We start from the raw sequence: 24,413 nt of genomic DNA on the forward strand, positions 1-24,413 counted from the left end.
CCCACGCTGGCAGGGTTCCCTGAGCGAGCTTGCGAGCTGAGGGGGCCGGTGGTTGGGCCCACGCTGGCAGGGTTCCCTGAGCGAGCTTGCGAGCTGAGGGGGCCGGTGGGGATTACCAGCCGCCGTAGGGCCCCGTGTTGCGGCTGCCGCCGCGGCCCGCGTCCTTGACCGCTGGCCGGACGTCGGCGAGGTACACCGAGGCTGCCACCACGGCCGCGAGCCCAAAGAGTCCAAGCGTGCCGAAGATTCCGCCGCCGCTGAAGAGCGAGATGACGCCGATCAGCGTGGCGCCGCCGGTCAGCGCAAGCCAGAACGTCTTGGTTCGTTTGCCCGTCGCTTCAAAGGCGGCGGACTTGTGCCTGACGCAGTCCAGCAGAGCCCACACTTCAAGTCCGAGTGCCACCAGGGCAAGGATAAAAAACACTGCCAGCTCTACAGGCCGAATTATCAGTTCACCGTCCACCGTCCAAGCCTAGCGGCCCAGCGAGTCGAGCGCCTGCTTCAAATCGGCCCAGAGGTCCTCAATATTCTCAATGCCGACGCTCAGGCGCACCAGGTTGTCCGGGACGCTCAGCGGCTCAGCCGTGTGGCGGCGGCGCCTTTCGATCAGCGATTCCACCCCGCCCAGGGAGGTGGCTGGCAGCCAAAGCTGCAGCGCGCGGACCAGTTTGTCCGCGGCGTCCGCTCCGCTCAGGCCGGCAACCGGCGCGATCTGCACGCACACAATGGAACCGAAACCCGTCATCTGGGTCTTCGCCCGTTCGTGGCCGGGGTCCGTGGGCAGTCCCGGGAACCGGATGCTTTCGATCAGGGGGTGCGTGCTCAGGCGGTCGGCCAGGACCGCGGCGGATGCCTGTGACCGTTCCACGCGCAGCGCCAGGGTCCGGAGGCCGCGCAGCGCCAGCCATGCCTCGAACGGCCCGGCAATGCCGCCGTGGATGGTGCGGTGGTGCAGGAGCGCTGCCCGGATTTCCGGGTTGGAGGTCACCAGGGCGCCGAGGACGACGTCCGAATGTCCGGCCAGGTATTTGGTCACCGAGTGAAGGACGACGTCGGAACCCAGGCTCAGCGGCTGCTGGACCAATGGCGTGGAGAACGTATTGTCCGTCACCACAATGGCGCCCACCTGATGGGCGGCCGCAGTGAGTTCGCGAATATCGGCGATGCCCAGCATGGGGTTGGTGGGGCTCTCAAGCCACAGCATCCTGGCCGCTTTGGCGTCCGGGCCCTGCGGGGCCAGCTGTGCTTTGACCGCGTCTGTGTCCGCGATATCCACCGTCCGCAGTTCCAGGAAGCCCTTCTGCGCCAGCTCCGTGGCCATCACGAGCGAGCCCGCGTAGCTGTGCGACGGCATCACCAGGACGCCTCCGGCGGGCAGCAGGGACAGCGCGGAACTGACGGCTGCGAGTCCGGACGCGTAAAGCAGGCCGGGCAGTTCAGATCCTTCAAGCTGGCCCAGGGCCTCCTCAAAGGGATCCCAGGTGGGGTTGGAATAGCGGCCGTAGCCCCGGTCCCCGTCGCCCAGCGCTCCTGTGCCGAAGTACGTCGAGGACAGCACGATGGGCGGGTTGACGGGCTCGTCCCGCTCACGCGGCGGCCGGCCGGCGGCAACCACCAAGGTTTCGGCCGACAGGGATGCTGCGTACTGTTCCGAGAGACTCATGGAGAAAGCGTACTTGGACGTGCGGCGGCGTCCGAAGTCGGTAGTCTTGAGCAGTGACCACCAACAGCCCCGGACTTTTCATCGCCTTCGAGGGCGGCGACGGCGCCGGCAAGTCCACCCAGGCCGCCCGGCTTGCCGAGACCCTGGAAACACGTGGCCTGACGGTCCTGCGGACGCGCGAACCCGGCGGGACGCCCATTGGCGAAAAACTGCGTTCCCTGGTCTTGGACCACGGCCATGGCCACATCGACGCCCACACCGAGGCCCTCATCTTCGCCGCCTCCCGCGCTGCCCATGCCAGCCAGGTCATCCGCCCGGCGCTGGCACGCGGCGAGGTTGTCCTGACGGACCGCTATATTGATTCGTCCGTGGCGTACCAGGGGGCCGGCCGGGATCTGGGTGCCGACGCCGTGCGTACCCTCAACGAATGGGCGACGTCGGGGCTGCAGCCCGATCTCACGGTGTTGTTGGACGTGCATCCCGCTGACGGCCGCCGCCGCCGCTCAGCCGGCGACGCCGCCGAAGACCGCCTTGAGTCAGAGGCCGATGAGTTCCATTCAACAATCCGCGGGGCGTTCCTCGACCTGGCCGCCGGCCGGCCGGAGACGTATCTGGTCCTGCCGGCTGACCTGCCCGTTGACGAACTGGCGGCGCGGATCCTCACCCGGGTGGATGCCGTGCTCGCGTCTGCTGGCCGGGGCGCCGCATGACTGTCTGGGACGACCTTCAGGGCCAGCCCGCCGTCGTCGAACAGCTCCGCCAGGCCTCGCGGGGCGAGGGACTGACCCATGCCTGGCTGTTCACGGGCCCGCCCGGCTCCGGGCGTTCCAATGCCGCGAAGGCCTTCGCGGCCGCCCTCAACTGCGACCAGGACGACGTCGCCAGGCGCGGCTGCGGCGAGTGTCCTGCCTGCCTGACCATCCTTGGCGAGACCCATTCGGACGTGACGTACGTCCGGACCGAGAAGGTCACCATCACCATCGATGAAGCCCGCGACCTGGTCTCCAAGGCGGGCAACCGGCCGTCGTCCGGGCGCTGGCGGATCATCGTGGTGGAAGACGCCGACCGTATGGCCGAGCGGACCACCAATGTGCTGCTGAAGGCCATCGAAGAACCCACGCCGCGGACCATCTGGATGCTTTGTGCTCCGTCGCCCGCAGACGTTCTGGTGACCATCCGGTCGCGCTGCCGGGCCGTGGCCCTGCGGCTGCCGCCGGCGGCCGACGTCGCCGCTTTGCTGGTCAAGCGCGACGGGGTGGACCCGGTGCTCGCCGAACGCGCGGCCCGCGCGGCGCAAAGCCATGTGGGAATCGCCCGCCGGCTGGCGCGGGACCCTGAGGCGAGGGAACGCCGGCTGGAAACCGTGAGGTTCCCGCTGGGTCTGCGCGGCGTCACCGCGGCGGTAATGATGGCGGACAAGCTGGTGAAGATCGCCACCGCGGAAGCCAACAGTTCCAATGAAGAGCGCGACGCCGCCGAGAAGGCTGCGCTGCTGGCCACTCTGGGTGCCCCGGAGTCAGGGACGCTCCCGCCATCCATGCGCAGCCAGGTCAGGCAGCTTGAAGACGACCAGAAACGACGGGCCAAGCGATCCATCACTGACTCCCTGGACCGGACACTGACAGACCTCCTCTCGTTCTACCGGGATGTGCTGATCATCCAGCTCGGGAACGCCGTGGAGCTGGTGAACGTTGAGCTCAGGGGCGAGCTGGAGGAATTCGCCGCCCGGTCTGCCCCGGAGACCACCCTCGCCCGCATGGACGCCATCAACAAAGCCCGCCAACGAATTACCACCACTAACGTTGCTCCGCTATTGACCATTGAGTCGATGGCAGCCAGCCTGATCTAGCAACTACTAGGAGACCGCTCGATGACTGCACGCCCCCTGCCCGCACGCTCCCAATCCCTGGTGATTGGGCTGCGGGCTGCCGGCGCCCTGATCCTGGCTCTGACGCTGGCCTCGTGCAGCCTCTTTGGCGGGGACACCCCGGACGCGGCCCCCGCTACGGCGAAGGCAGACCCTGCCATCGTGGCGTCCGCGCCCGCTGGACTGGATTCCTTCTACGCCCAGGAGGTCGTGTGGGAGCCATGCGAAAACGGCTTCCAGTGCGCCAAGGTCACCGTGCCCATCGACTACTCGAAGCCTGACGGCGACAAGATCCAGATAGCTGCGCTGCGGGCTCCCAGCACCGGCAAGAAGACCGGGAGCCTGCTGGTCAACCCGGGCGGTCCGGGCGGGTCCGGCTACGACTTCGTCAAGGATGCGGCCGGAACGCACTTCTCGCAGTCCGTCCGGGCCAACTACGACCTGGTGGGCTTTGACCCGCGGGGCGTCAAGCGCTCCGCCCCCGTTAAGTGCCTGACGGATGCCGAACGGGACGCGTCCCGGGCAAAAATCTACGCCTTGGATACCGACGCCGGGCTTGCCGCCGCGTTGGCCGACAACAAGGCCATCGCCGCGCAGTGTGCCGCACAGACCGGTCCGGTACTGGGCCACGTGGACACGGTCAGTGCGGCCAAGGACCTGGACATCCTGCGGGCCGTGGTCAATGACTCCAAGCTCAATTACCTGGGGTACTCCTACGGCACCTTCCTTGGTTCCACCTACGCCTCGCTGTTCCCGGACAATGTGGGCCGCATGGTCCTTGATGGCGCCCTGGATCCGTCCATCAGCAACGAGGAGCTGACCAGCGGCCAGGCCGTGGCTTTCGAAAAAGCCATCAGGGCCTATGTGGCCAGTTGCCAGCAGGAATCCTCGTGTCCGCTCAGCGGGAACGTGGACAGCGGCGTCCAGCAGATCCGCGACATCATCAACTCCGTCCAGGCGACACCCCGATTGGCCAAGGACGGCCGCCTGGTGAATGCCACGATGTTCGTCAGCGGCCTCATCACTCCGCTGTATAACGACCAGAGCTGGCCAGCCCTGACCCAGGCCCTGGAGGCCGCCATGACGGGTGACGTGAGCCTGATGCTCCGCCTGGCGGACCTCGGCGCGGACCGCGGCGCCGACGGGAAGTACACGTCCAACTCCACCTTCGCCTTTACTGCGATCAACTGCCTGGACTACCCCATGGTGTCCGACACCGCCGCCATGCATGCCGAACAGCAGCGGCTTATGCAGGCCTCCCCCACCCTCGGCTACTTCTTCGCCTACGGCGGCACCAACTGCCTGGACTGGCCGTACAAAAACGTACGCACCCCGGCCCCGGTGGAATACACCGGTGAAGCCCCGATCGTGGTTGTCGGAACCACCGGCGACCCTGCCACCCCCGTGGAATGGGCCGCATCCCTGCGCAAACAGCTGGGCAACGCCTCCCTGCTGACCTGGCAGGGAGAGGGCCACACCGCCTACGGCCGCGCCAACAGCTGCCTCGAAGACGCGGTGGACAAGTACCTTGTGGACGGAACGGTTCCCGCCGACAACACCGTCTGCTGAGGAGTTTGGGACGCCCATTTTGACCCGGGCGCAGGGACTCTATTACAGTTGACTCTTGCATGAACCGCCCGGTTACGCCGGGTGAATTTGTGCGGTGCTTCCTTAGCTCAGTCGGTAGAGCGTTTCACTCGTAATGAAAAGGTCATCAGTTCGATTCTGATAGGAAGCTCGGGATAAACCTCGTATTGCCCTTGTATTTAGGGCTTTACGAGGTTTTTCGCTGGTTAAGCGGCGACCGCCTTTCGAGGTCAGGGCACACTTTGAACTCCTTCCGAATACTGTTGAGCCATCGGGCGTGTAGCGATTGTAGCCCGGCCGATGAAGACGTCCCATCGTCTGAGCTGACCGCTAGGGTGGACGTATGAGGGCGGCTGAATGGGCAGAGGGCCTTGCCTATACGTTGAAAAACTCCGGGCATGGACCAGAACAGATCACTTTGGCTTCGGCTGAAGACGAAGCAGGTTCTAAACGCATCTTGGAGATTGCCCGACGCATCGCGGGGGTCGCAGGATGGTGGCCTGGGACACCGGGGTGATGCTCGCTTCCCGCCGCACGTGGTGGCGTATCGCGACGCAGGTCGAGGACCAGATGCTGCGCCCCACCATCCCTGCGAAGGAATGGTCAACGGAGACCTGGTTGGCCCAGCCGTCCATGATGTATTCCGAGATCCGGTCACGATCCTGTGTGCTGATCCGTGACTGGTAAGCGCGCTCAGACTGCCGCAGCGGGTCCCGCACCGGCTCGCGGGGGTTCTGCCGGTAATGCCACGTCGAGCGCGAGACGCCGGCAGACTCGAGAGCTTGCCGCTGCGAGCCCGTGAGCTTCGTCAGAGACCGGACAAGAAGGTTCTCAGCGGCTATGAACCTTTCGGATCTTTCGTCTGCGCCGTATCGGGCTCTGGCACGCTCAACTCGTGCAAGAGCCCGATAGCTTTTCCCAACGCTGAATTCGTACCCTCAAGCTCACGGATCCGGCCCTGGAGCTGTTCAACTTCGGACTGGTGTTCAGCGATCTCCCGGGCGCGCGCTTTCTCAAACGCGGACCACTCGCCATTCGTACAGGTCATACCCCCATGCTCTCGCGGAATGAGATTCCGGTCGAGATCACCCTCGAACACCAGCTTCCGCCACCGCCGAAACGTCCATTCCGTCATCGACTGATTGGCAAGCCAGGTCTTCTTGGTCCCATACGGCTGCAGATGATACTCATGCACCAATTCCCGAATCTCATCACGGGTAAAACCTTGGCTAACGAATGTCACGGTCGGCTCCTTCTATCAAGACATGAATGACTCACAACCAGCCTGACGTAGAGGGGGAACCCCGGAAAAGATAGCCAAAACCGTGGTCTGATCAGATAAGCGTTCGGTCCTTTCCCGCCGAGTGGTTCCGGGAACCGTTCGCACCTGCGGAACGGGCCCAAGGGAAGGAGCTCCGGGGCCCTGTTGCTTTGACCACCAGGACGGCGATGAAGCTCGTGACAGGGATGGCGAGCACCAGCCCCACGGAGCCGACCAGGGTTCTGACCACCTCCTCCGACATCTCGGTGCTGGTCAGCGCCTCGCCCAGGGGTCGGCTGTAGAGCATCACTATGATCATGATGGGAAGGGCGGCACCTGCGTAGGCGAACGCAATCGTATAGACGGTTGAGGCAATGTGATCGCGTCCGATCCGCATTGCGGAGCTGAAGAGCTTGCGGGCGGAGGTTTCCGGAGCCAGTTCGTAGAGTTCCCATACCGCGGACGATTGGGTGATTGTGACGTCGTTGAGCACGCCAAGCCCGGAAATGATCAGTCCGCACAGAACGATGCCGGAGATCGAGATGTCGCCCGATATATTGGCCAAGGTGGCGGCCTCGAAGCTTCCGCTACCTGACAGATTCGCCGCGTCCGTTGTCCAGGCCGCCAGCAGCGCGGTGATGCCCAACCCGAACATTGTGCCCAGAAGTGCGGTGGACGTTCGCGCGGAGAACCCGTGCGCGAAGTACAGCATACCGATCATGATCACGGTCGACCCTACGACTGCGAGCAGCAGCGGTGGTTTTCCTTCCACCAGGCCGGGGAGCATGAAACCGGCCAGAACAGCGAATGCGCCCACCAGTCCAACCAGAGCCCGGAGCCCGCGCCAGCGAGCCACGGCGACCACCACAACGGAATACAGGACGGCCAACAGAAAAATCGGCACGGTACGGACGAAGTCGACAAAAATGAACCGGGGTGTGGCCTGCTGCCCGGCGCCGGCGCCTACGGATGCCGTCAAATCCACGTAGCTGATGTTGTCTCCGGCCTTTACCCCGTGGGACTTCGCGACGTCAGGGTTGATAATCACCTTGACCGGGCTGCCGCCTTTATCCGGCTCGGTAAACGCAAACACACATTCGGAGGCGCCCTGTCCGCCGGCATCCGGGTTTGCTTCCTGCGTACAGCTTTCCTGAACCACGCGTTGGATCTTGCCGGTTTCAAAGGTAGCGCCGGGCGCACCGGCGTACGGGTTGGCAAGGGTGAGACCTTCCCTGCCCCCGGAGGGCCACATCAGGATCATGGCGGCCAGCGTCAGCAGAGCCAGTGGCACCAGGACGGCGAAAAGCAGCCGGTTTGCCCGACGCCTCAGGGCCACCGCCCCCGGTGACGGATCCGGCTCGGTAAGAGAGTGGGTGTGTCCGTGGCCCATCAGTGGTTCAACCTCACGCAGTGAACTCTACGGCTCAAGGGATTCCTTTCCCGCCCTGACAGTTGTCGGGGCGCCGGTCATGATGTCAGGAGAATCCTGGGCCGAAGGGAGGCGCCGGCTGCCGGGGCTCTGTTGTGCCCAGCCCTGTTAAGCAAGCGTGTCGCACGTCCTGCCCACTGTCATTCGCCCTGGTGAGGCTGCGGCTGAGCGGCGGAGCCTTGTCCTTTCCCGGGTTCCTCTGTCAGCTCCACGCCCGGACTGACTCCCCGGCTCCGGACTGTCCGCAGGATCATGGCTGCAAGCAGGCCGGCCGCCATGGTGATGAGTGCCCCGAGGCCGATGTAGAACAAGGCCGGCGCGATGGCCGGTGCGGCCGCAGAGGCGTCAGCGGCCGCGGTAATGACCCACCAGTACCCGGCTGTTGCTGCTGTCCAGATCGCACCGGCGCTGCTGACGAGCCAGGACAATGGAGAGAACCATCTGGGGCCGGCACTGTAGGAGAGCGCCACGGCCAGGGCCCCGGTTCCTGCCGAAGCCAGGACAAGGCCGCCAAAGATGAACCGGCCTGCCAGAATCCCCACCAGCAGGCAGGCTGCGCCGATCAGGACAAGCCGTCGGGCCGGAAGCGGCATCCTCGTGCTGCCAGCTGGCACCACTCCAGGAGGCGTGGTGAGGGAAACTTCGTGGTTATCGCTGGGCATACGGTTCTGTAATCCTCACGGGTTGGCGACAATGCTTGGCATGATCGCATCAGGCTGGCGGTTTGCTCAGCGTCTCCCCATGCTGACACACCGGCGTCACCGGCATTGCCGTCTGTCACAGGAGACTTTAGCTTTCGGGTCAGTCATAGCACCTCTCTGCAGGCGCAAAACGTGCAGACGCGTATACCCCGAAAGGGTAGTTGCAAGTATACCCCCTAGGGGTATAAAGTATTTGTATGCATGAAGGAATTCCCATCAGCCAGGACGCTGCTGAGACCACCGCCGCCGTCGTGGCGGCCGACCACGGGTACACCAGCGAGAAGGACGCGTATCTGCGCCGGCTTAAACGCATTGAGGGGCAGGTGCGCGGCATCGCCCGGATGGTCGATGAGGATTCGTACTGCATCGACATCCTGACCCAGGTCGCGGCCGTGAACAAAGCTCTGCACGCGGTCAGTTTGGGCCTGCTGGAAGAACATATTGGCCACTGCGTCGTCAACGCCGCGGCGGAATCCGACGCAGCCGGCGGGGCGAAAGTCAAGGAAGCAACAGAGGCCATCGGGCGTCTGCTGCGCTAGCAACGAAGGGAAATCGCCATGAGCATCAACACAACGGTCAACATCTCGGGCATGGACTGCAGCCACTGCGTTGCCTCAGTCACCGAAGAGCTTCAGAAACTCGACGGCGTTAAGGAGGTAGCCGTCCAGCTGAACACGGACGGACTTTCGGTTGCCACCATCACCTCGGCGTCCGAACTGGAGCCTGAACAGATCAGCGAAGCCATCACGGAAGCCGGCTACGCCCTGGTCAGCAGCGGGACCTAAGGATGGCCGCCGAAACCTTTACCAAGACCCGCATCATCGAACTCGACATCGAAGGCATGACCTGCGCCTCGTGCGTCGCCCGGGTCGAACGCAAACTTGGCAAACTCGACGGAGTCGAGGCCAGCGTGAACCTTCCGCTGGAATCCGCACAGGTCACCGTTCCGGACTCCATCACGGACCAACAGATCATCGATACGGTCACAGCCACCGGCTACTCGGCACGACTCAAAGTAACCCCCGGGACGGGCGAAGGACGCGGCCTGGGGCCTGAGGATGACCCGGCCCTGACTGGCCTGAACGATGAGGCTCAGCCCGCCTCTGCAGCAGCCGCCGCCCTGCGTCCGCGGCTGTTGCTCGCTGCTATTTTAACCCTGCCGGTAGTGATCATTTCCATGGTCCCGGCAGCGCAGTTCCCGAACTGGGGCTGGGTGGCCTTCGCGCTGAGCCTGCCCGTGGTCAGCTGGTCCGCATGGCCCTTCCACCGTGCCGCGGCGGTCAATGCCCGGCATCTGGCATCCACCATGGACACCCTGGTATCGATCGGCGTGAGTGCCGCCTTCCTGTTTTCGGCCTGGCAACTCTTCGCGGACCCTGCCCTGACCGAGCACCCGGGCATGGACATGAGCGCCCATGCCCTGTACTTCGAGGTCGCCGCCGTCGTCACGACATTCCTGCTGCTGGGCCGGTACCTGGAAGCCAGCGCGAAACAGCGTGCGGGCAACGCGCTGCGGGCGCTGCTGAACCTGGGGGCGAAGGAAGCAACAGTTCTCAGCAGCGGGGTCGAGACCCGGATCCCTGCCGACCAGTTACGGCCCGGCGATGTCTTCGTCGTCCGCCCGGGCGAAAAAGTCCCCACTGACGGATACGTCATCGAAGGCCAAAGCGCCGTGGACACTTCCCTGATCACCGGTGAATCACTTCCGGTGGAAGTCGGCGTCGATGACACCGTCATCGGGGCGACGATCAACACGAACGGGCGGCTGCTGGTTAAGGCAACCCGTGTGGGCAGCGAAACCACGCTCGCGCAGATGGGAAAGCTGGTCAGCCAGGCCCAGAGCGGCAAGGCCCCGATTGCCCGGCTCGCTGACCGGATCAGCTCAGTCTTCGTCCCCGTCGTCCTCGTCATAGCAGCCGCGACCTTCGCGGTATGGTTCTTCTCCACCGGTGACCTGCAGTCCTCCTTTACCCCCGCGGTCGCGGTCCTGGTGATCGCCTGCCCCTGCGCCCTGGGCCTGGCCACGCCCACGGCACTGCTGACTGGGACCGGACGCGGCGCGCAGCTGGGCATACTCATCAAGGGCCCGCAGGTCCTCGAAGACACCCGGACCGTGGACACCATCGTGCTGGATAAGACCGGAACGGTAACCAGCGGACAACTTTCCGTTTCCGCCGTGCAGTCCTTCACCTCGACGACCGGGGAGGAGATCCTTGCCCTGGCAGGAGCCGTCGAAGCCGCCAGCGAACACCCGATCGCCCACGCAATCGCCCGTGCAGCCAAGGCCAACGCCCCGCTGCTGCCCGTCACAGCTTTCGACAGCGCACCGGGTGGGGGCGTGCGCGGGACTGTGGACGGCCGGCGGGTGGTTGCCGGCCGGGCCGGCTGGCTGGAGGATAACGGCATCACTCCCTCCGCGGACAACTACACGGAGCTGCGGTCACAGGAGGGAGCCGGCGCGACCGTCATCTGGGTCGGCATTGATGGTGAACCCGAGGGAATCATCAGCCTCACCGACACGGTCAAAGAAGGATCTGCGGCCGCGATCGGACGGCTGAAAGCTCTGGGGTTGCGGCCCGTCCTGCTGACCGGGGATAACGCCTCGGTCGCCTCCACCGTAGCCGCACAGGTGGGCATCCCGGCGGAAGATGTGATGGCCGGAGTCCTGCCCGAGGGCAAGGTAGAGGCCGTCCGCCGGCTGCAGGCCGGCGGAGCTATCGTGGCGATGGCCGGTGATGGCGTGAATGATGCAGCCGCCTTGGCCCAGGCTGACCTGGGCATCGCGATGGGCAGCGGCACCGACGTTGCGATTGCCGCCGCGGACCTGACAGTGATGGGAAGCGACCTGGGCCAAGTCGCGGACGCCATCGAGCTCTCCCGGCGGACGCTGGCCACGATCAAGACCAACCTGTTCTGGGCGTTTTTCTACAACGCCGTCGGCATCCCGGTCGCGGCCCTGGGTCTGCTCAATCCGATGATCGCAGGAGCCGCAATGGCAGCCAGCTCCGTCCTGGTTGTCACCAACTCCCTGCGGCTGCGCCGCTTCACCGCTCAGAAGGCGTCCGCGGCCCCGACCACGCCCGCACTGGTACCAGTCCTCTGATCTCGTCAGGGTGCCTGCCGCGGGATGCCCGATCCTTAGGTGGGCATGGAGAAGGCCGGTGATACGCTGCCCCCAAGGCAGCGAATCACCGGCCTTCTCGTTGTTGGTTACCCGGCGCGGACGAAGGTGACTGAGCCTTTGGCTGTCATCCACGTCAGGGGGTGGACTGCGGTTTCGTTCTTGCCGTTCAGTCCGGAGCTGAGGACCTGGCCGTTGCCGACGTAGATACCCACGTGTCCGGGCTGCATGACCATGTCCCCGGGCTGGGGGTCCGTGACGACGGTGCCGTAGTTCATGAACTGCATCGGTCCAAGGTCCCCGACGGGAATCCCTGCGGCGCCAAGTGCCTGTTCAACCAGCCTGGTGCAGTCCTGGATCATGCCGATCTGGGCGTAAGCGGCAGAAACCATGGTCGCGTTCACGCCGCCAGCGGCCGGAGCGGCCACTGGCGCAGCAGCAGGGGCTACGGTGATCGTGGCTTTCGCCGGGGCGGCGGAAGCTGCCGGCGCGGCAGCAGGCTTGGGTGCCTCCACGACCGGGGCCGGCGTGGTGCTGACGTCGGGACGCTCGTACGAGATCCTGACCGTCGCGTCGGCGCTGAGCGGCGCCGGGGCCTGACTGGTGACCTCAAGGTTTGAAGCCGGTTCAGCATCGCGCTGCGCGGGGGCGTCTGCGGCCTGCGCGGCGATGCCGCTGGTCAGGACCAGGCCGGAGGCTGCAGCGATAACGGCCGCCTGACGACCTACACCTCCGGCATTGTCGGCGACGGTCCTGGACAGGGCCGTGAGCGGGCTCGTCTGGACGGTGACCGCGCGGTGGCGGCCGTGAGTTCTGCGAATGGACATGAAGTGGCCTCTCCCAATGCCTGCGAGGTGAGCTGTCGGATTCGGATGGGAGACACCCGGCCGCGGTTCTGCACAAAGTGCAGTACAGCGGCTTCACCCCAAGGCCTGCCCGAAGCAGGCCACTAATTGGGTTCCCCGTCTCTGCCGGACGAAATATGCGATCGGATCCCGGGCAGCGGCAGAGTTAGGCAATCAACGCGGGAGTGCCGCCCTCGGAGAAAACCGGCACGAATTCGACCGTACAGGAAGAGCTGACCCATTGTCACATTTGAATAACGGGGCCACTCGAGGGCAGAGGACCCCGGCCCGGTGATGCAACCCGAACCCGGCCTGCCGGTCTAAACAAGGGGTGCGCCGGGCCCGGCCGCTCACGCCAGCTGTTCAATCTCCGCGAGGGGACGCCGGCATCCACCTTGCCAATAATACCCCATGGGGGTATTATTCAGGTGTTGTCAGTGAAGTGGTTTGTCCAGGCCGATGCGCTTTCCGGCCGTTACAGCCGTTCAACCCCAGCGCCTCCCCATGATTTCTCTTGCAAAGGACCGAACTGACATGTGTGCACCCGAAACCCGGACCGGGCTGCCCCTCGTGGCCGCTGAACCGTCCGGATGCAGCTGCTGCTCCACCTCTTCCCGGACCTGGCGTCGCCGGCAATTCAAGGCAGCGACTACTCCGTCGAAGGACTGACCTGCGGGCATTGCGTCCAGAGCGTTGAAAAGGCAGTGTCCTCCCTCGCCGGAGTGAAGGCCGTCACCGTCGAGTTGGTGCCCGGAGGGGCATCCCGGCTCACCGTCTCCGGCACCCATACCGAAACTGATGTCCGGGACGCCGGGTACAGCCTCACCAGCAGGTAGTCCAACGCCCACCCTGACGGACAGCGCCGCTGCCTCCGTCAGGGCAGACTTCCCACCCAGGAGAGGGCAACAATGGAAAATCATAATCATCACGGCCCTGAACGCTCAGTTGCTGCGAAGTGTGAAACTGAATCCCTCCCAGGTTCGTTGAACCCTAAGCCCGGCAGGGTAAGATCCCTGCCGTACCCTTAAACCCATGAACGGCTACGGAAGGAGGAACACCATGGCAGCAACCGGATCCGGCCGCGTGACGGCGTTCCTGACCCGTGCCGCGCTGCTGACGGGATTCCTGGCCATTGTGGCTGGGATCCTCGGTATGCACATCATGACCGGGGCCCACGCGATGCCGACGGCCACCCCAAGCATGGATACGTCCGTTCAGCAGAAACAGAACCCGGTCAACCATCCAGGCCACGCCCCGGCACAGTCTTCCCAGACGGCCTCCGCGGCCGGGCCCGGGATGCTTGCCGGATCAGCTTCCTCGTGCGCCGATGCCGCCGGCTGCCAGAGTATGTCGGCGATGGATGCGGTCTGCGTCCTCTCCCCGGCGAACACCTCCCTGTCGGCGCCGCTGCCCGGCACCGCACCGCTCCAGACCCCGGACACGAATGCCCTCGCCGGGTCAACGATCAGCTACTCCTTCCTGCCGGAGGGTCCTTCCCCCGGCGACCTCTGCATCAGCCGGACGTAAAGCTGCGCTGCGCCGTGTCCTGCCCGGCGCACCCTCCACGCCACGCTTGCGTACCCACCCTGCATACCCCCGCCTGAGCTCCGGCGGGCCTTGCAGCCACGCTATCCGCAGCGGCGTCTGACGCCGGTTGATAATTTGAAGGACCTGATTTTGATGAAGAAAACACTGACCATTTCCGCTGTCACCATCGCCGCGGCGATCGCCCTGGCCGGTTGTTCCGCGGGTTCGGGCGGAGGGAGCATGCCCGGAATGAACCACGGCAGCTCCGGGACGTCCTCCAGCTCCGCGCCCGCTGCCGCGGACTTCAACGACGCGGACACCATGTTCGCCCAGATGATGATCCCGCACCACACCCAGGCCGTGGAAATGTCCGACATGGTCCTCGCCAAAGAAGGAATCCCGGCCCCGGTGACGGATCTGGCCACCAAGATCAAGGCGGCCCAGGCACCGGAAATCGAGAAGATGACCGGCTGGCTGACCAGCTGGAACCAGCCCACCGAGATCCCCACCGGCACGCCCTCCGGCCATAGCATGTCCGGCATGATGGGCGATGAAGACATGGCCAAGCTTGAAGCCGCTCAGGGAACCGAGGCGGCCAAACTGTTCCTGACCCAGATGATCGCCCACCACGAGGGCGCGATCATGATGGCCAAAACTGAAACTACGGACGGTAAGAACGCCAGGGCAGTCCAGCTCAGCAAAGACATTGCCACCTCCCAGGAAGCTGAAATGCAGGCAATGAAGGACCTGCTGGCCACCCTCTAGCTGGCAGACCCGGCGCCGGCCCGGCCACGGGCCGGCGCCTCCCCCTCCACACCTCTTTTTTCGTTCCGTCACCTGGAGATTCATCGTGCCTGCGCGCTCTCTTAAACGTCCCCGTATCATCGCCGTCTCAGCCGCGGCCCTGTCCCTGGCGCTGTCCCTGGCTGCCTGCGCCCCGTCCACCGCCCCGACGGCCGACACCCCGTCATCAGCCGGCGCCGCCACAGGTCTGCCCAGCGCCCACATCCATGGCCTGAACGTCAACGGTGAAACCGGCCAGGTACTCCTGGCCACGCACGAGGGCCTGTTCGACGTGTCCAAAAAACCCGCCGTCAGGATCGGACCCACGAACGACCTGATGGGTTTCACCGCTGCCATGGAGCAGGGTGTCTTCTACGCGTCGGGCCACCCTGGCCCGGGTTCGGATCTTCCCAACCCGCTGGGTCTGGTCAAGACCAGCGACGGCGGTGCGACGTGGGAGCAGGTTTCGCGCCAGGGAGAGTCCGATTTCCATGCCCTGACCGCCACCAAGTCCGGGATCGTCGCCTTCGACGGGGCCTTACGCGCGAGCCCTGACGGGAAGACCTGGACAACAATCGCCGCGGACTTCGCACCGGCAGCCCTGGCCGGGAATCCCTACAGCGACACCGTGCTGGCCACCACCGTCGACGGTGTGCAACGCTCGACCGACAGCGGCGCCACCTGGGTCCTGGACAAGGCTGCCCCGGTGGTGCAGTTCGCCGCGTTCGCCAGCGCCACAGAAGCCATCGGTGTCGCACCTGACGGCACGGTGCACTACTCCTCCGACGCCGGCGCCACCTGGTCCCGGACCGGGCAGATCCAGGGACAGGTCAAAGCCATCGCTGCGACGGAAGGATCGGAGGGTAAACCCTGGATCTGGGCCGCTACCTCAACCGGCCTGGTCGTGTCCACGGACGGCGGGGCGGTTTTCCGGCCCTCCGACGCGGCCTGAGCCGATGGACATCGGCGGGTTTTTCGCCTCCACGGTCACCTCCGGGGCGCTGCTCATCGCGATCCCCCTGGCCATGACCGCCGGGCTCGTCTCCTTCCTCTCCCCCTGCATCCTGCCCCTCGTCCCCGGCTACCTCGGCTTCGTCTCCGGCCTGACCGACCCTACGCAGCCGCGGAACCGCACCCGGGTGCTGGCCGGCGTGGGCCTTTTCGTGCTGGGGTTCGCCGCCGTATTCACCCTCTACGGGGCAGCATTCGGGGCGATCGGTTCCTGGCTGCTGCGCTGGCAGGACACACTGATGCGCGGCCTGGGAATCGTCGTGGTCCTGATGGGCGTGGCCCTGCTCGGCCTGGTGCCCTGGCTGCAGCAGACCCGCAAAATCACCCTCGGCCGCCGCACAGGACTCGGCGGCGCACCGCTGCTCGGGATCGTCTTCGGCCTGGGCTGGACACCCTGCATGGGCCCGACACTGAGCGCGGTGCTGTCCCTGAGCGTGACCACCGGCAGCGCCGGACGCGGGGCTCTGCTGGCCTTCGCCTACTGCCTGGGCCTGGGCATCCCGTTCGCCCTGGCCGCCATGGGCTTCGGCTGGGTCAGCAACACACTTGCCCTGGTCCGCAGACACATCCGCACCGTCAACATCGCCGGCGCCTCGATGCTGATCATCCTGGGCATCCTGATGATCACCGGAGTGTGGGTGCAGTGGATCTACAAACTGCAGAACCTCTCCGGCACCTTCCTCACCCCGATCTGATGGCTGCCTTGCGCACTGCCCGGCCTTCTTCCCAAGGATTCGAAACTGACATGAACCCAACCTCTTCCCAACTGGACCGGCGGCAGTTCCTTGCGCTGTCGGCCGCCGGCGCCGCAGCAGCGGCCCTGGCATCCTGTACCTCCCCGCGCAGCGCCGCTGCACCAACCCGTGTCATGCCCGATGACCCGCTGGTCGCCCAATACGAAGCGCAGCGGCCCCTGGCCGGCACTACAGTGGCCCAGACACTCAAGGCCGGACCGTTCGAAACGAATGTGGCCGGAAAAACGTTCACGACCTGGGGGTACAACGGCAACCTCACGGCCCCCGAAATCCGCGCCCGGGCCGGTGACCGGCTCAGCGTGGCGCTGACCAACCAGCTCAAAGACCAGACCAGCATCCACTGGCACGGCCTGGCCCTGCGCAACGACCAGGACGGCGTCCAGCACATCACCCAGGAACCCGTTGCCGCCGGAGCCGGCTACAGCTACGACTTCAGGCTCGCCCAGCCCGGCACCTACTGGTACCACTCCCACATGGACATGCAGCGCGAACGCGCACTGTACGGGGCACTGATCATCGAAGACCCGGCCGAGCCACTGAAATACGACAAGGACTGGGTCATCATCCTGGACGACTGGATGGATGGCATCACCGGCACCCCCGATGATGTCCTGGCCGAACTCTCACAAGGTATGTATACCGCCGGTATCGACCGCTCGGCTTCGCCCTCCGCCGACGCCCGCCCCGCTCCGTCAGCAATGAAGCACATGCTCATGGGATCCCGCAGCGACTTCCTCGGCGGGGACGCCGGGGACGTCGGCTACCCGTACCACCTGTTCAACTCCAAAGCACCGGACCAGGCACAGATCCTGCCCGCCGTTGCAGGGCAGGTCATCCGCCTCCGGCTCATCAACGCCGCCGGGGACACCGCCTACCGCGTCGGGATCCCCGGGCAGAAGATCACTCTGACCCACACCGACGGGTTTCCCGCCGTCCATCAGGACGTTGACGCGGTCGTGCTCGGCATGGGCGAACGCATCGATGCGCTGCTCACCGTCGCGGAAGGCTTCACCCCCCTGCTGGCACTGCCCGAAGGGAAGACCGGCAAGGCCCTCGGATTCATCAGCACCGGCTCGGGAAAACAGCCGCTCCCGGCGGTGTTGCCCGGCAAGCTGGAAGGGACCGTCCTGGACGGCGGCCAGCTCAAAGCCGACCCGGCAGTCAACCTGCCCCCGCGGACCCCGGACCGGTCCCACGAGCTCAGACTCACCGGCAGCATGGAGAAATACGACTGGGGCATCAACGGCCACCGCTTCGAAATGGTCAACCCGTTCGAGCACACCTTCGACATCAAAGAAGGCGAACGGGTCCAAGTGAGCTTTATCAACGACACGGACATGTGGCACCCCATGCACCTGCACGGCCACACCTTCCAGGTCGGTTCCACAGGGGCGCGTAAAGACACCGTGATCGTCCGGCCAAAAGAAACCGTCACAGTGATTTTCGACGCCGACAATCCGGGCCAATGGCTCGTCCACTGCCACAACGCCTATCACGCCGAGCGCGGCATGATGGCCCTCTTCTCCTACATCAAGTGAGCGCAGCCATGCAGCCTTCAGCAATAACGGATTACTTCATCCCGTCCCCGACGGTCAGCGCCCTGGAGCTGGGGCCCCTGACCGTGCGTTTCTACGCGCTGTGCATCCTGGCAGGCATCGTCTTTGGCACGTGGCTGACAGCCCGGCGCCTCCGGGAGCGGGGCGGGACGACCGCCCAGACCCTGGACACCGTGATGTGGGCCGTACCGTTCGGCATCATCGGCGGCAGGCTCTACCACGTCATCACCGACAACCAGCTCTACTTCGGCCCAGGCAGGGACCCCTGGGGGGCGCTGAGAATCTGGGAGGGCGGCCTCGGCATCTGGGGCGCCGTCGCCCTGGGACTTGTCGGCGCCGCGATCGGCGCCCGACGCGCCGGGATCCCCTTCCTGGCGTTCGCTGACGCAGCCGCCCCCGGCCTGCTCATCGCCCAAGGCCTGGGACGGTGGGGGAACTGGTTCAACAACGAACTCTACGGCGGCCCCACGGACCTGCCCTGGAAACTCCAGATCTACAACATGAACCAGGCCACCGGCCAGGCCGTCCTCTCGGGCGACGGCACCCCGGAAGTCCTGGGCTACTTCCAACCCACCTTCCTCTACGAATCCCTCTGGTGCCTGGCCGCCGCCTCCCTGCTGATGGCCCTGGACCGCAAGTACAGGCTTGGTGCCGGTGCAGTCTTTGCCCTCTACATCGTCCTTTACACCGCCGGCCGGTTCGCTTTCGAACTGTTGCGCTCTGATCCTGCCAACACCATCCTGGGTCTGCGCGTGAACACCTGGGTCTCCGGCCTGCTCTTTATTGCCGGAATGGCCCTCTTCCATCGCCTGCGGTCCCGGCCGCGCTCCGAAGTCGAAACCCGCTCGCCCGATCTGCGGCAGAATCCTGATGCACCCACCGAAAGGACACACATATGAGTAACGCCGGAAAGCGACGCGCCGACCTGGCCGCCGTCCGGGCACAGCAGAAGGCCAAGCAACGCAAATGGAACCTCTTGGTCTACGGCAGTTTCGGGCTGGTCCTGGCGCTCATCATTACCGCCGTTGCCTTCACCGTCACCACCTCGGTCCAGGAAAAGAACGCAGCCGCGGAGGCTGCGAAAAGACCCATCGAGGGGATCCAGACCTTCGCCGGCCTCTCCCGCAACCACGTCCAGGACGCCGTCGACTACCCGCAGAAACCGGGCGCAGGAGGCGATCATGCGCCGGTCTGGATCAACTGCGGGGTCTACACCGATCCGGTCAACGAACAACGCGCGGTGCACTCCCTCGAACACGGCGCCGTGTGGCTCAGCTACAACCCCGACGTGCCAACGGCAGAGCTAACCAAGCTCACCGAACTCGCCGACGGAAAGCCCTACGTCGTTCTCAGCCCGGACAAAGACCAGACCGGCCCGGTCACCGCCACCGCATGGGGCGCCCAGCTAAGCGTGCAGGACGCCGGAGACCCGCGCATCCCCGCTTTCATCCGGGCTTACGCCCAATCCCCGAACGCACCCGAACCCGGCGCCGCCTGCACTGGCGGAACCAACGGCTAGCTAAGACCCCCGAGGAAAACCATGAAAAAGTTCCACAAGCCCAAACAAGCAACCGACCCCGAATCACGCTACCGCCGGCACCGGCGGTTCGTCCGGATCGGACAGGCCCTCATGGTCGCCGGAACGCTGGTCGCCATCAGCCACTGGATCGCCCACCTTGCAGCCACGGGGCAAGGACCGAGCCTCACCGAAGATATTTTCATCGGCTACCCCACCGGTGGCGTGCTGATCCTTATCGGTGCAATTCTCGCCGGACGCACTGACACGAAGAAGCCCTGAGCATGCCGGCCCCGCGACGTGATCCTGCCCTCCCGGGCCCTGAGCTGGACGGCCCGGCCAATTCTGGCCGCCGCGGGTGTCCTCTCTACCTGGGGCGCGCTACGGCATCGCCGTCAGGGTTCGCCGAAATGGCCGCACCCACACCCGTTGGGTATGTATTCCTCCAGTTCCAACCGAGCCGCGAAGTTGCCGTTATCAAAGGACAGCCATGTATGAGCACGTCTCCATGACACCCCGAACCGTAGCCCCCGGGCCAGCGGAGAGATTGCCGGGCTTTTCTCGGCGGCGCCTCCTCTCCTCGGCACTTCTGGGCACCGTGGGCATCAGCGTCCTTGCCGGCTGCGCCTCCAGCGACGCCCTGGCCCGGCAGGCCAAAGCCGGGGACAACAAAAACTACATCGCCGGGGACGGCTCCGTCACCGAATACGCTGCAGCCGAGCGGGAGCCCCCTGTAGTGTTGAGCGGCGAACTGTACGACGGGACAGCCGTAAACTCCCGTGACTGGGCCGGAAAAGTGATCGTCCTGAACTTTTGGTACGCCGCGTGCGCCCCCTGCAGGCTCGAAGCTCCACGGCTGGAGGCACTCTCGAATGAGTTCAAAGCACAAGGCGTCTCCTTCTTCGGCGTAAACATCCGCGATGAGGAACCTACCGCAGCAGCCTTCGAACGGACCTTCGGCGTCAGCTATCCCAGCATGGACGACAAGGACGGGAGCATCCTGCTGGCCATGGCCCAGTACGTTCCACCCCAGGCCGTCCCCTCGACACTCGTCCTGGACAGGGAAGGCAGAGTCGCGGCGCGGATCCTGGGCCTAGCCGACCAAAGCATCCTCAAATCCCTCATTACAGGGGCCATGGCGCGGGATTAGGTCCTGGCGGCAGGGCCTTCCAGACATGCGGCGGAAGTCCAGGAGGCGTCCCATGGCGGACAAAACAATGGCCTTCAGAAAGGAGCAGGAACTTGAGCCCGACCGGAGAGGACAGGTACCGGGGATTGGACCGGAGCATAAGTGCTGGGCGCCCTGAGTCCCTCTGAACGGCGCGAGTTCCATAGACACCTCGGCGGTTGCGCCGAATGTGCGGCATCCGTCGCCCAGTATTCCGGGCTGCCGGCAATGCTGAACCTGCTGACCCCCGACAGGAGCGTAGATCCAGCATTGTCCGGCCACATGCAGCACGGCTTCACTAATAAACTCCACGCGGCGGCCTGCCGCGGGAGCCGCGGGCTCATCCCCGTCCGGGGCCCTCGCCGCCCGGTCCGCTTCCGTTGGTCGCCTCGGTTTCATTGATCCCAGCCTGGCTGCGGGCATCATCCGTTTCTTCCGAAACGGGTTCGCTTCCTTGCTCGAACTGCGCCCGGTAACGCACACGCCGGATTCGTCTGGTCATGGAAACCATGAGCAGGACAACTGCGATGACCATGAACGCCGTCATCGCGAAACCCAGAAATCCGGGAGTTACCTGATCCGCGTCCAGTCCTGGCCTCAGACCTTCGTTGCCTGGACCCGGGGCCGGCGTCGTGGCCAGGGCGTAAAGACCCGCGGCAGCCATTGAGATTTGCACTGTCTAGTCCTTTGTCCGGCTCGTTGTGTGGGCGCCCGCAGATGGCCCTCGTGCGTCATCCGCCCGAGCCAGGAACCATGACTGGCACTGAGTGTGGTCCGTCAGGACCGCAGAGAAACAGGGTGCAGACGCACCCGCAACTGTACCGCTTCGTCGCCCGGCTGCCGCTTTTCACGCGCAAGCAGTCAGCGCAGCCATCTAAGGGGCTGCGGGCCGGGCCTCTTAGATGAAGGCAGCCGGGTCAACGGTCTGGCCGTTGACCATGACCTCGAAGTGAAGGTGGCAGCCGGTGGAGGCACCGGTTGTGCCTACCCCTGCAATCTGCTGGCCCTGAGCCACGGTCTGTCCGAGGGAGACGCCGATGCTGGCCAGGTGGTTGTAGGTGGTCTTCAGGCCGTTGCCGTGATCAACGACGATCCGGTTGCCGCCGCCGTACGGGCTCCAGCCGGCCTCGGTGACGGTGCCGGAACCGGCGGCGAAGACCGCCGTCGAGCACGCCCCGGTCAGGTCGACCCCGGTGTGCATTTCAGCTGCGGCCCCGGTGATCGGGCTGATTCTGAAGCCGAAGGGGGAACTGACGTTAATCGACGCGAGCGGGGCACGCAACCCCGTGGATGGGGATGCCGGGACGGGCGCGGGGGCGGCCTCGGGTGCCTTGACCGCCCCAGCGGGCTGCGCCGGGGCAGCGGGCGCAGGCGCAGGCTGGGAGGTCACCTCCGGGCGGTCAAAGGTGAGAACAGTGTCAGCTGCTGCCGTGACCGCCGCTTCCGGAGCCGGGGCTGCCACGGCCACTGGCCGGTCCTGGGCCGTAGCGCGGCTGCCGGAGTCAGCCTGCGCCGCGGACAGAGCAGTGAGGGCAATCATTCCCGTGACGGCGGCCGTCACCCCGAACTGCTGGCCGCGTAGCCGGAACGTTGATTCCTGGAAGAACGGACGGCGGCGTGGTGAGGCAGCGGCCGGAAGGGCGCGGCGACGGCCGTGTTTTGACTGGGCAGGCAAGATAGTGGTCCTCTCGGCGCCGGCGAAGTTAGCTGTCGGATTCGGACGAGTGGACTGTCCGGCTGCCCTGCAGGACGCGATCAGGACGCGCAGTCACAGGTCGGCTTCACCCCAAGGTGCATCATTACGCACCAAAAGTGGGTCCTCCGCCCCCGCCTGAGAAAGATCAGGTTCACGGACCGCCGGCGGGGTTTGGCGAAGCGGTCACATCCATACCCGTTGGGGGTATGTGTTTATTCAACTTTAGCGAAGCGTCGGCTTAAGTTACAAATCCGTTATCAAAGGCGCTCCGGAATTAAGGGGAAAGGGATGGTGACTGGCGGGGCACCGGAAGGTTACGCTGGGCGGGACTTGCCCCAGGAGAGACCAGATGGCCCTTCAACGTTCCACGCTTCCACTGCTGGTCCGCAGGCTTGCGGCGCTGCGGGCTGTTCTTTCCTGCCTCGTGATCGTCCTCCTGGTGGCCGGGCCAGTTGCCTTTTGTAATGGACAAGACCACGTGGTGGGGGTGTCCGACCGCAGCCCTTCCGCCGCCGCACAGCACCAGCGCGAGACTGCGATCCCCGGGGGACAGGAGAACCCTCGGGGACGTTCGAACAGAGTGAGCCCGGTCGGAGCCCACTCCGCCTCCGACGTGCTCAGCGGGGTCCCGCGCAGCGGGTGCCACGAGACCGGAGGCACCCGGGCAGTCAGTCCACGGTCGTGGCCCGTTGCTGTGACCGACGCGGCGCAGCCAAGGCCAGGACCGCTCATACCTGATTCCACGGGCCCGCGCGCCCGGCACCCGGCACCCCACATCGCCAACAGGCCCCAAGCACCGCTGAGCTGGCAGGCGCTAACCATAACTCAACTGTCTGTCAGTCGGACATAAAAGCGCACGCTCCCCGTCCGGCCGCGCAAACGCCAGGCCATACGGCCTGCAAGTGGCACCCTTCGACCTGGCTGGCGTAAACACCGCGTGCGGGCCGCCCTTTGGGTCCTGCCTTCAGCGATCAGAAGGAGGCCCGAGAAAGAACATCAGCCAAACAGCCGGCACCTCAGAAAACATCAGCCGGTCTCCGCACCAGGTTCCTGCCGTTCAGTATTGGAAAGAGAGAAAGAAATGACACACGGAAGCACCCACAAGATGCTCGATGCGTACCCGAAGGATCTCGGCGGCATCGATCAGCACATGCTCGCCGAATGCATTGCGGCTTGCTTTGACTGCTCACAGGTGTGTACCGCCTGCGCTGATGCCTGTCTCGGCGAAGACATGGTCGCCGAGTTGACCAAATGCATCCGCACCGATCTTGACTGTGCGGACATCTGCGCGGCCACGGCAAACGTCCTCTCCCGCCACACCGGCTATGACGCCAACGTCACCCGCGCGGTGCTGCAGGCCTGCGCCACCATCTGCAAGGCCTGCGCCGAGGAATGCGAGCAACACGCAGGCATGCATGAACACTGCCGGCTCTGCGCCGAGGCCTGCCGCCGTTGCGAAAAGGCATGCAACGACCTTCTCGGCTCGCTCGGCTGACCCTGCCCCAGGGCCCTACCCAACGGTGACCGGAGATCCAACACCTTCCGGCACCCGCGGGAAGGCCTGCCCTGCGTCATCCCGGCCTTAAGGCACCCCCAATGCGTCCCTGAGCTCTGCCACAGGAGCATCCAGGGGGATGAAAGTGCCAGTCGAATCGTTAATCCGTGTGGGGACGCGACCAGCGCCACGGATCGCTCGGCGACCGTGGCGCCATCTTCCGTCGAAAGGAATAAATGAAACCCAGGCAGCCCTCAGGCCCGCGTCAGGGGTCCATCCCACCTGCCGGCGGCACCTTGGCCGGGATAGGTGCCGCGTCCGGGAGCCCGGTCGACGACCCGCAGCTGCGGCGAATGCTGGCCACCCACATGCATTGCGGTGAGCCTATGCGTCTGGTCCCGGCCGACAAAATGCCTGTACTTCTCTTCCCGG

General features: G+C 65.2%; 27 protein-coding genes, 1 tRNA gene and 2 riboswitches. Of the genes, 20 read left to right on the forward strand and 8 right to left on the reverse strand.

All coding sequences use genetic code 11. From position 1 onward, the window contains the following. Window positions 1-112 precede the first annotated feature (112 nt). Window positions 113-463 (reverse strand): DUF2516 family protein, encoded by a 351-nt coding sequence (locus tag AC50YA_RS18685; protein WP_494983710.1) that lies wholly within the window; start codon window positions 461-463, stop codon window positions 113-115. A gap of 9 nt (window positions 464-472) precedes the next feature. Next, the gene (locus tag AC50YA_RS18690; RefSeq protein ID WP_494983711.1) at window positions 473-1,663 is read right to left on the reverse strand and encodes a trans-sulfuration enzyme family protein; all 1,191 of its coding nucleotides are present in this window, start codon (window positions 1,661-1,663) and stop codon (window positions 473-475) included. A gap of 53 nt (window positions 1,664-1,716) precedes the next feature. On the opposite strand from AC50YA_RS18690, the gene tmk reads away from it, so the two are divergent. The 5 genes from tmk (at window position 1,717) to AC50YA_RS18715 (ending at window position 5,804) form a co-directional block, all read left to right on the forward strand. Beyond that, window positions 1,717-2,373, forward strand: a complete 657-nt coding sequence (gene tmk, locus AC50YA_RS18695; RefSeq protein ID WP_494983712.1) for a dTMP kinase — start codon at window positions 1,717-1,719, stop codon at window positions 2,371-2,373. After that, the gene (locus tag AC50YA_RS18700) at window positions 2,370-3,512 is read left to right on the forward strand and encodes a DNA polymerase III subunit delta' (protein ID WP_494983713.1); all 1,143 of its coding nucleotides are present in this window, start codon (window positions 2,370-2,372) and stop codon (window positions 3,510-3,512) included. Before tmk ends, AC50YA_RS18700 begins: the two co-directional genes overlap by 4 nt. Before the next feature lie 21 nt (window positions 3,513-3,533). Next, window positions 3,534-5,099 (forward strand): alpha/beta hydrolase, encoded by a 1,566-nt coding sequence (locus tag AC50YA_RS18705; protein WP_494983714.1) that lies wholly within the window; start codon window positions 3,534-3,536, stop codon window positions 5,097-5,099. A 96-nt stretch (window positions 5,100-5,195) separates the two neighbouring features. Further along, window positions 5,196-5,268 (forward strand) — tRNA-Thr (locus tag AC50YA_RS18710). 341 nt (window positions 5,269-5,609) lie between these two features. Beyond that, complete coding sequence (locus AC50YA_RS18715) at window positions 5,610-5,804, forward strand: hypothetical protein (protein WP_494983715.1); 195 nt, start codon at window positions 5,610-5,612, stop codon at window positions 5,802-5,804. A 151-nt stretch (window positions 5,805-5,955) separates the two neighbouring features. Here the strand turns inward: AC50YA_RS18715 and AC50YA_RS18720 are convergent, their stop codons facing one another. The 3 genes from AC50YA_RS18720 to AC50YA_RS18730 form a co-directional block, all read right to left on the reverse strand. Continuing rightward, window positions 5,956-6,360, reverse strand: a complete 405-nt coding sequence (locus AC50YA_RS18720) for a hypothetical protein (RefSeq protein ID WP_494983716.1) — start codon at window positions 6,358-6,360, stop codon at window positions 5,956-5,958. A 91-nt stretch (window positions 6,361-6,451) separates the two neighbouring features. Then, on the reverse strand, window positions 6,452-7,768 hold the full coding sequence (locus AC50YA_RS18725) for a YibE/F family protein (protein ID WP_494983717.1): 1,317 nt from the start codon (window positions 7,766-7,768) through the stop codon (window positions 6,452-6,454). Window positions 7,769-7,947: 179 nt separating this feature from the next. After that, complete coding sequence (locus AC50YA_RS18730) at window positions 7,948-8,469, reverse strand: hypothetical protein (RefSeq protein ID WP_494983718.1); 522 nt, start codon at window positions 8,467-8,469, stop codon at window positions 7,948-7,950. 236 nt (window positions 8,470-8,705) lie between these two features. Between AC50YA_RS18730 and AC50YA_RS18735 the strand changes: the two genes are divergently transcribed. Genes AC50YA_RS18735 through AC50YA_RS18745 form a run of 3 tightly spaced genes read left to right on the forward strand, consistent with a single transcriptional unit; the run spans window position 8,706 to window position 11,611 of the window. Then, window positions 8,706-9,047, forward strand: a complete 342-nt coding sequence (locus tag AC50YA_RS18735) for a metal-sensitive transcriptional regulator (RefSeq protein ID WP_494983719.1) — start codon at window positions 8,706-8,708, stop codon at window positions 9,045-9,047. Window positions 9,048-9,065: 18 nt separating this feature from the next. After that, window positions 9,066-9,293, forward strand: a complete 228-nt coding sequence (locus AC50YA_RS18740; RefSeq protein WP_494983720.1) for a heavy-metal-associated domain-containing protein — start codon at window positions 9,066-9,068, stop codon at window positions 9,291-9,293. 2 nt (window positions 9,294-9,295) lie between these two features. Then, window positions 9,296-11,611, forward strand: a complete 2,316-nt coding sequence (locus tag AC50YA_RS18745) for a heavy metal translocating P-type ATPase (RefSeq protein WP_494983721.1) — start codon at window positions 9,296-9,298, stop codon at window positions 11,609-11,611. A 107-nt stretch (window positions 11,612-11,718) separates the two neighbouring features. Here the strand turns inward: AC50YA_RS18745 and AC50YA_RS18750 are convergent, their stop codons facing one another. After that, window positions 11,719-12,456: an NlpC/P60 family protein gene (locus tag AC50YA_RS18750; RefSeq protein ID WP_494983722.1), complete on the reverse strand. Its 738-nt coding sequence runs from the start codon at window positions 12,454-12,456 to the stop codon at window positions 11,719-11,721. Window positions 12,457-12,459: 3 nt separating this feature from the next. Continuing rightward, window positions 12,460-12,652: riboswitch (cyclic di-AMP (ydaO/yuaA leader) on the reverse strand. Between the two features lie 412 nt (window positions 12,653-13,064). Between AC50YA_RS18750 and AC50YA_RS18755 the strand changes: the two genes are divergently transcribed. From AC50YA_RS18755 to AC50YA_RS18805, 11 genes are all read left to right on the forward strand, one after another. Then, window positions 13,065-13,310 carry a heavy-metal-associated domain-containing protein gene (locus AC50YA_RS18755; protein ID WP_494983723.1) on the forward strand — a complete coding sequence of 82 codons (246 nt, stop codon included), beginning with the start codon at window positions 13,065-13,067 and terminating at the stop codon, window positions 13,308-13,310. Window positions 13,311-13,533: 223 nt separating this feature from the next. After that, window positions 13,534-14,001 carry a hypothetical protein gene (locus tag AC50YA_RS18760; RefSeq protein WP_494983724.1) on the forward strand — a complete coding sequence of 156 codons (468 nt, stop codon included), beginning with the start codon at window positions 13,534-13,536 and terminating at the stop codon, window positions 13,999-14,001. A 153-nt stretch (window positions 14,002-14,154) separates the two neighbouring features. Beyond that, on the forward strand, window positions 14,155-14,766 hold the full coding sequence (locus AC50YA_RS18765; protein ID WP_494983725.1) for a DUF305 domain-containing protein: 612 nt from the start codon (window positions 14,155-14,157) through the stop codon (window positions 14,764-14,766). An 85-nt stretch (window positions 14,767-14,851) separates the two neighbouring features. After that, window positions 14,852-15,736 carry a F510_1955 family glycosylhydrolase gene (locus tag AC50YA_RS18770; protein ID WP_494983726.1) on the forward strand — a complete coding sequence of 295 codons (885 nt, stop codon included), beginning with the start codon at window positions 14,852-14,854 and terminating at the stop codon, window positions 15,734-15,736. Between the two features lie 4 nt (window positions 15,737-15,740). After that, window positions 15,741-16,490 (forward strand): cytochrome c biogenesis CcdA family protein, encoded by a 750-nt coding sequence (locus AC50YA_RS18775; protein WP_494983727.1) that lies wholly within the window; start codon window positions 15,741-15,743, stop codon window positions 16,488-16,490. A 50-nt stretch (window positions 16,491-16,540) separates the two neighbouring features. Beyond that, entirely contained in the window at window positions 16,541-18,088 is a 1,548-nt protein-coding gene (locus tag AC50YA_RS18780; protein WP_494983728.1) for a multicopper oxidase family protein, read from the forward strand. Window positions 18,089-18,096: 8 nt separating this feature from the next. Next, window positions 18,097-19,005 (forward strand): prolipoprotein diacylglyceryl transferase, encoded by a 909-nt coding sequence (gene lgt, locus AC50YA_RS18785; RefSeq protein ID WP_494983729.1) that lies wholly within the window; start codon window positions 18,097-18,099, stop codon window positions 19,003-19,005. Then, window positions 19,002-19,625: a thioredoxin-like domain-containing protein gene (locus AC50YA_RS18790; RefSeq protein ID WP_494983730.1), complete on the forward strand. Its 624-nt coding sequence runs from the start codon at window positions 19,002-19,004 to the stop codon at window positions 19,623-19,625. The genes lgt and AC50YA_RS18790 overlap by 4 nt, the downstream gene beginning before the upstream one ends. Before the next feature lie 21 nt (window positions 19,626-19,646). Then, a complete protein-coding gene (locus AC50YA_RS18795) occupies window positions 19,647-19,904 on the forward strand; it encodes a hypothetical protein (protein WP_494983731.1) in 258 nt (85 codons plus the stop codon). A gap of 208 nt (window positions 19,905-20,112) precedes the next feature. Further along, window positions 20,113-20,772 carry a TlpA family protein disulfide reductase gene (locus AC50YA_RS18800; RefSeq protein ID WP_494983732.1) on the forward strand — a complete coding sequence of 220 codons (660 nt, stop codon included), beginning with the start codon at window positions 20,113-20,115 and terminating at the stop codon, window positions 20,770-20,772. A gap of 141 nt (window positions 20,773-20,913) precedes the next feature. Next, entirely contained in the window at window positions 20,914-21,192 is a 279-nt protein-coding gene (locus AC50YA_RS18805) for an anti-sigma factor family protein (protein ID WP_494983733.1), read from the forward strand. Here AC50YA_RS18805 and AC50YA_RS18810 read toward each other — a convergent pair. Both AC50YA_RS18810 and AC50YA_RS18815 read right to left on the reverse strand, forming a co-directional pair. Then, entirely contained in the window at window positions 21,131-21,466 is a 336-nt protein-coding gene (locus tag AC50YA_RS18810; RefSeq protein WP_494983734.1) for a hypothetical protein, read from the reverse strand. The genes AC50YA_RS18805 and AC50YA_RS18810 overlap by 62 nt on opposite strands. 222 nt (window positions 21,467-21,688) lie before the next feature. After that, window positions 21,689-22,465 carry a M23 family metallopeptidase gene (locus AC50YA_RS18815; protein ID WP_494983735.1) on the reverse strand — a complete coding sequence of 259 codons (777 nt, stop codon included), beginning with the start codon at window positions 22,463-22,465 and terminating at the stop codon, window positions 21,689-21,691. Window positions 22,466-22,470: 5 nt separating this feature from the next. Next, window positions 22,471-22,646: riboswitch (cyclic di-AMP (ydaO/yuaA leader) on the reverse strand. 921 nt (window positions 22,647-23,567) lie between these two features. On the opposite strand from AC50YA_RS18815, the gene AC50YA_RS18820 reads away from it, so the two are divergent. Beyond that, window positions 23,568-23,981 carry a four-helix bundle copper-binding protein gene (locus AC50YA_RS18820; RefSeq protein ID WP_494983736.1) on the forward strand — a complete coding sequence of 138 codons (414 nt, stop codon included), beginning with the start codon at window positions 23,568-23,570 and terminating at the stop codon, window positions 23,979-23,981. Window positions 23,982-24,413 lie beyond the last annotated feature (432 nt).

Source organism: Pseudarthrobacter sp. RHLT3-21 (assembly GCF_059383495.1).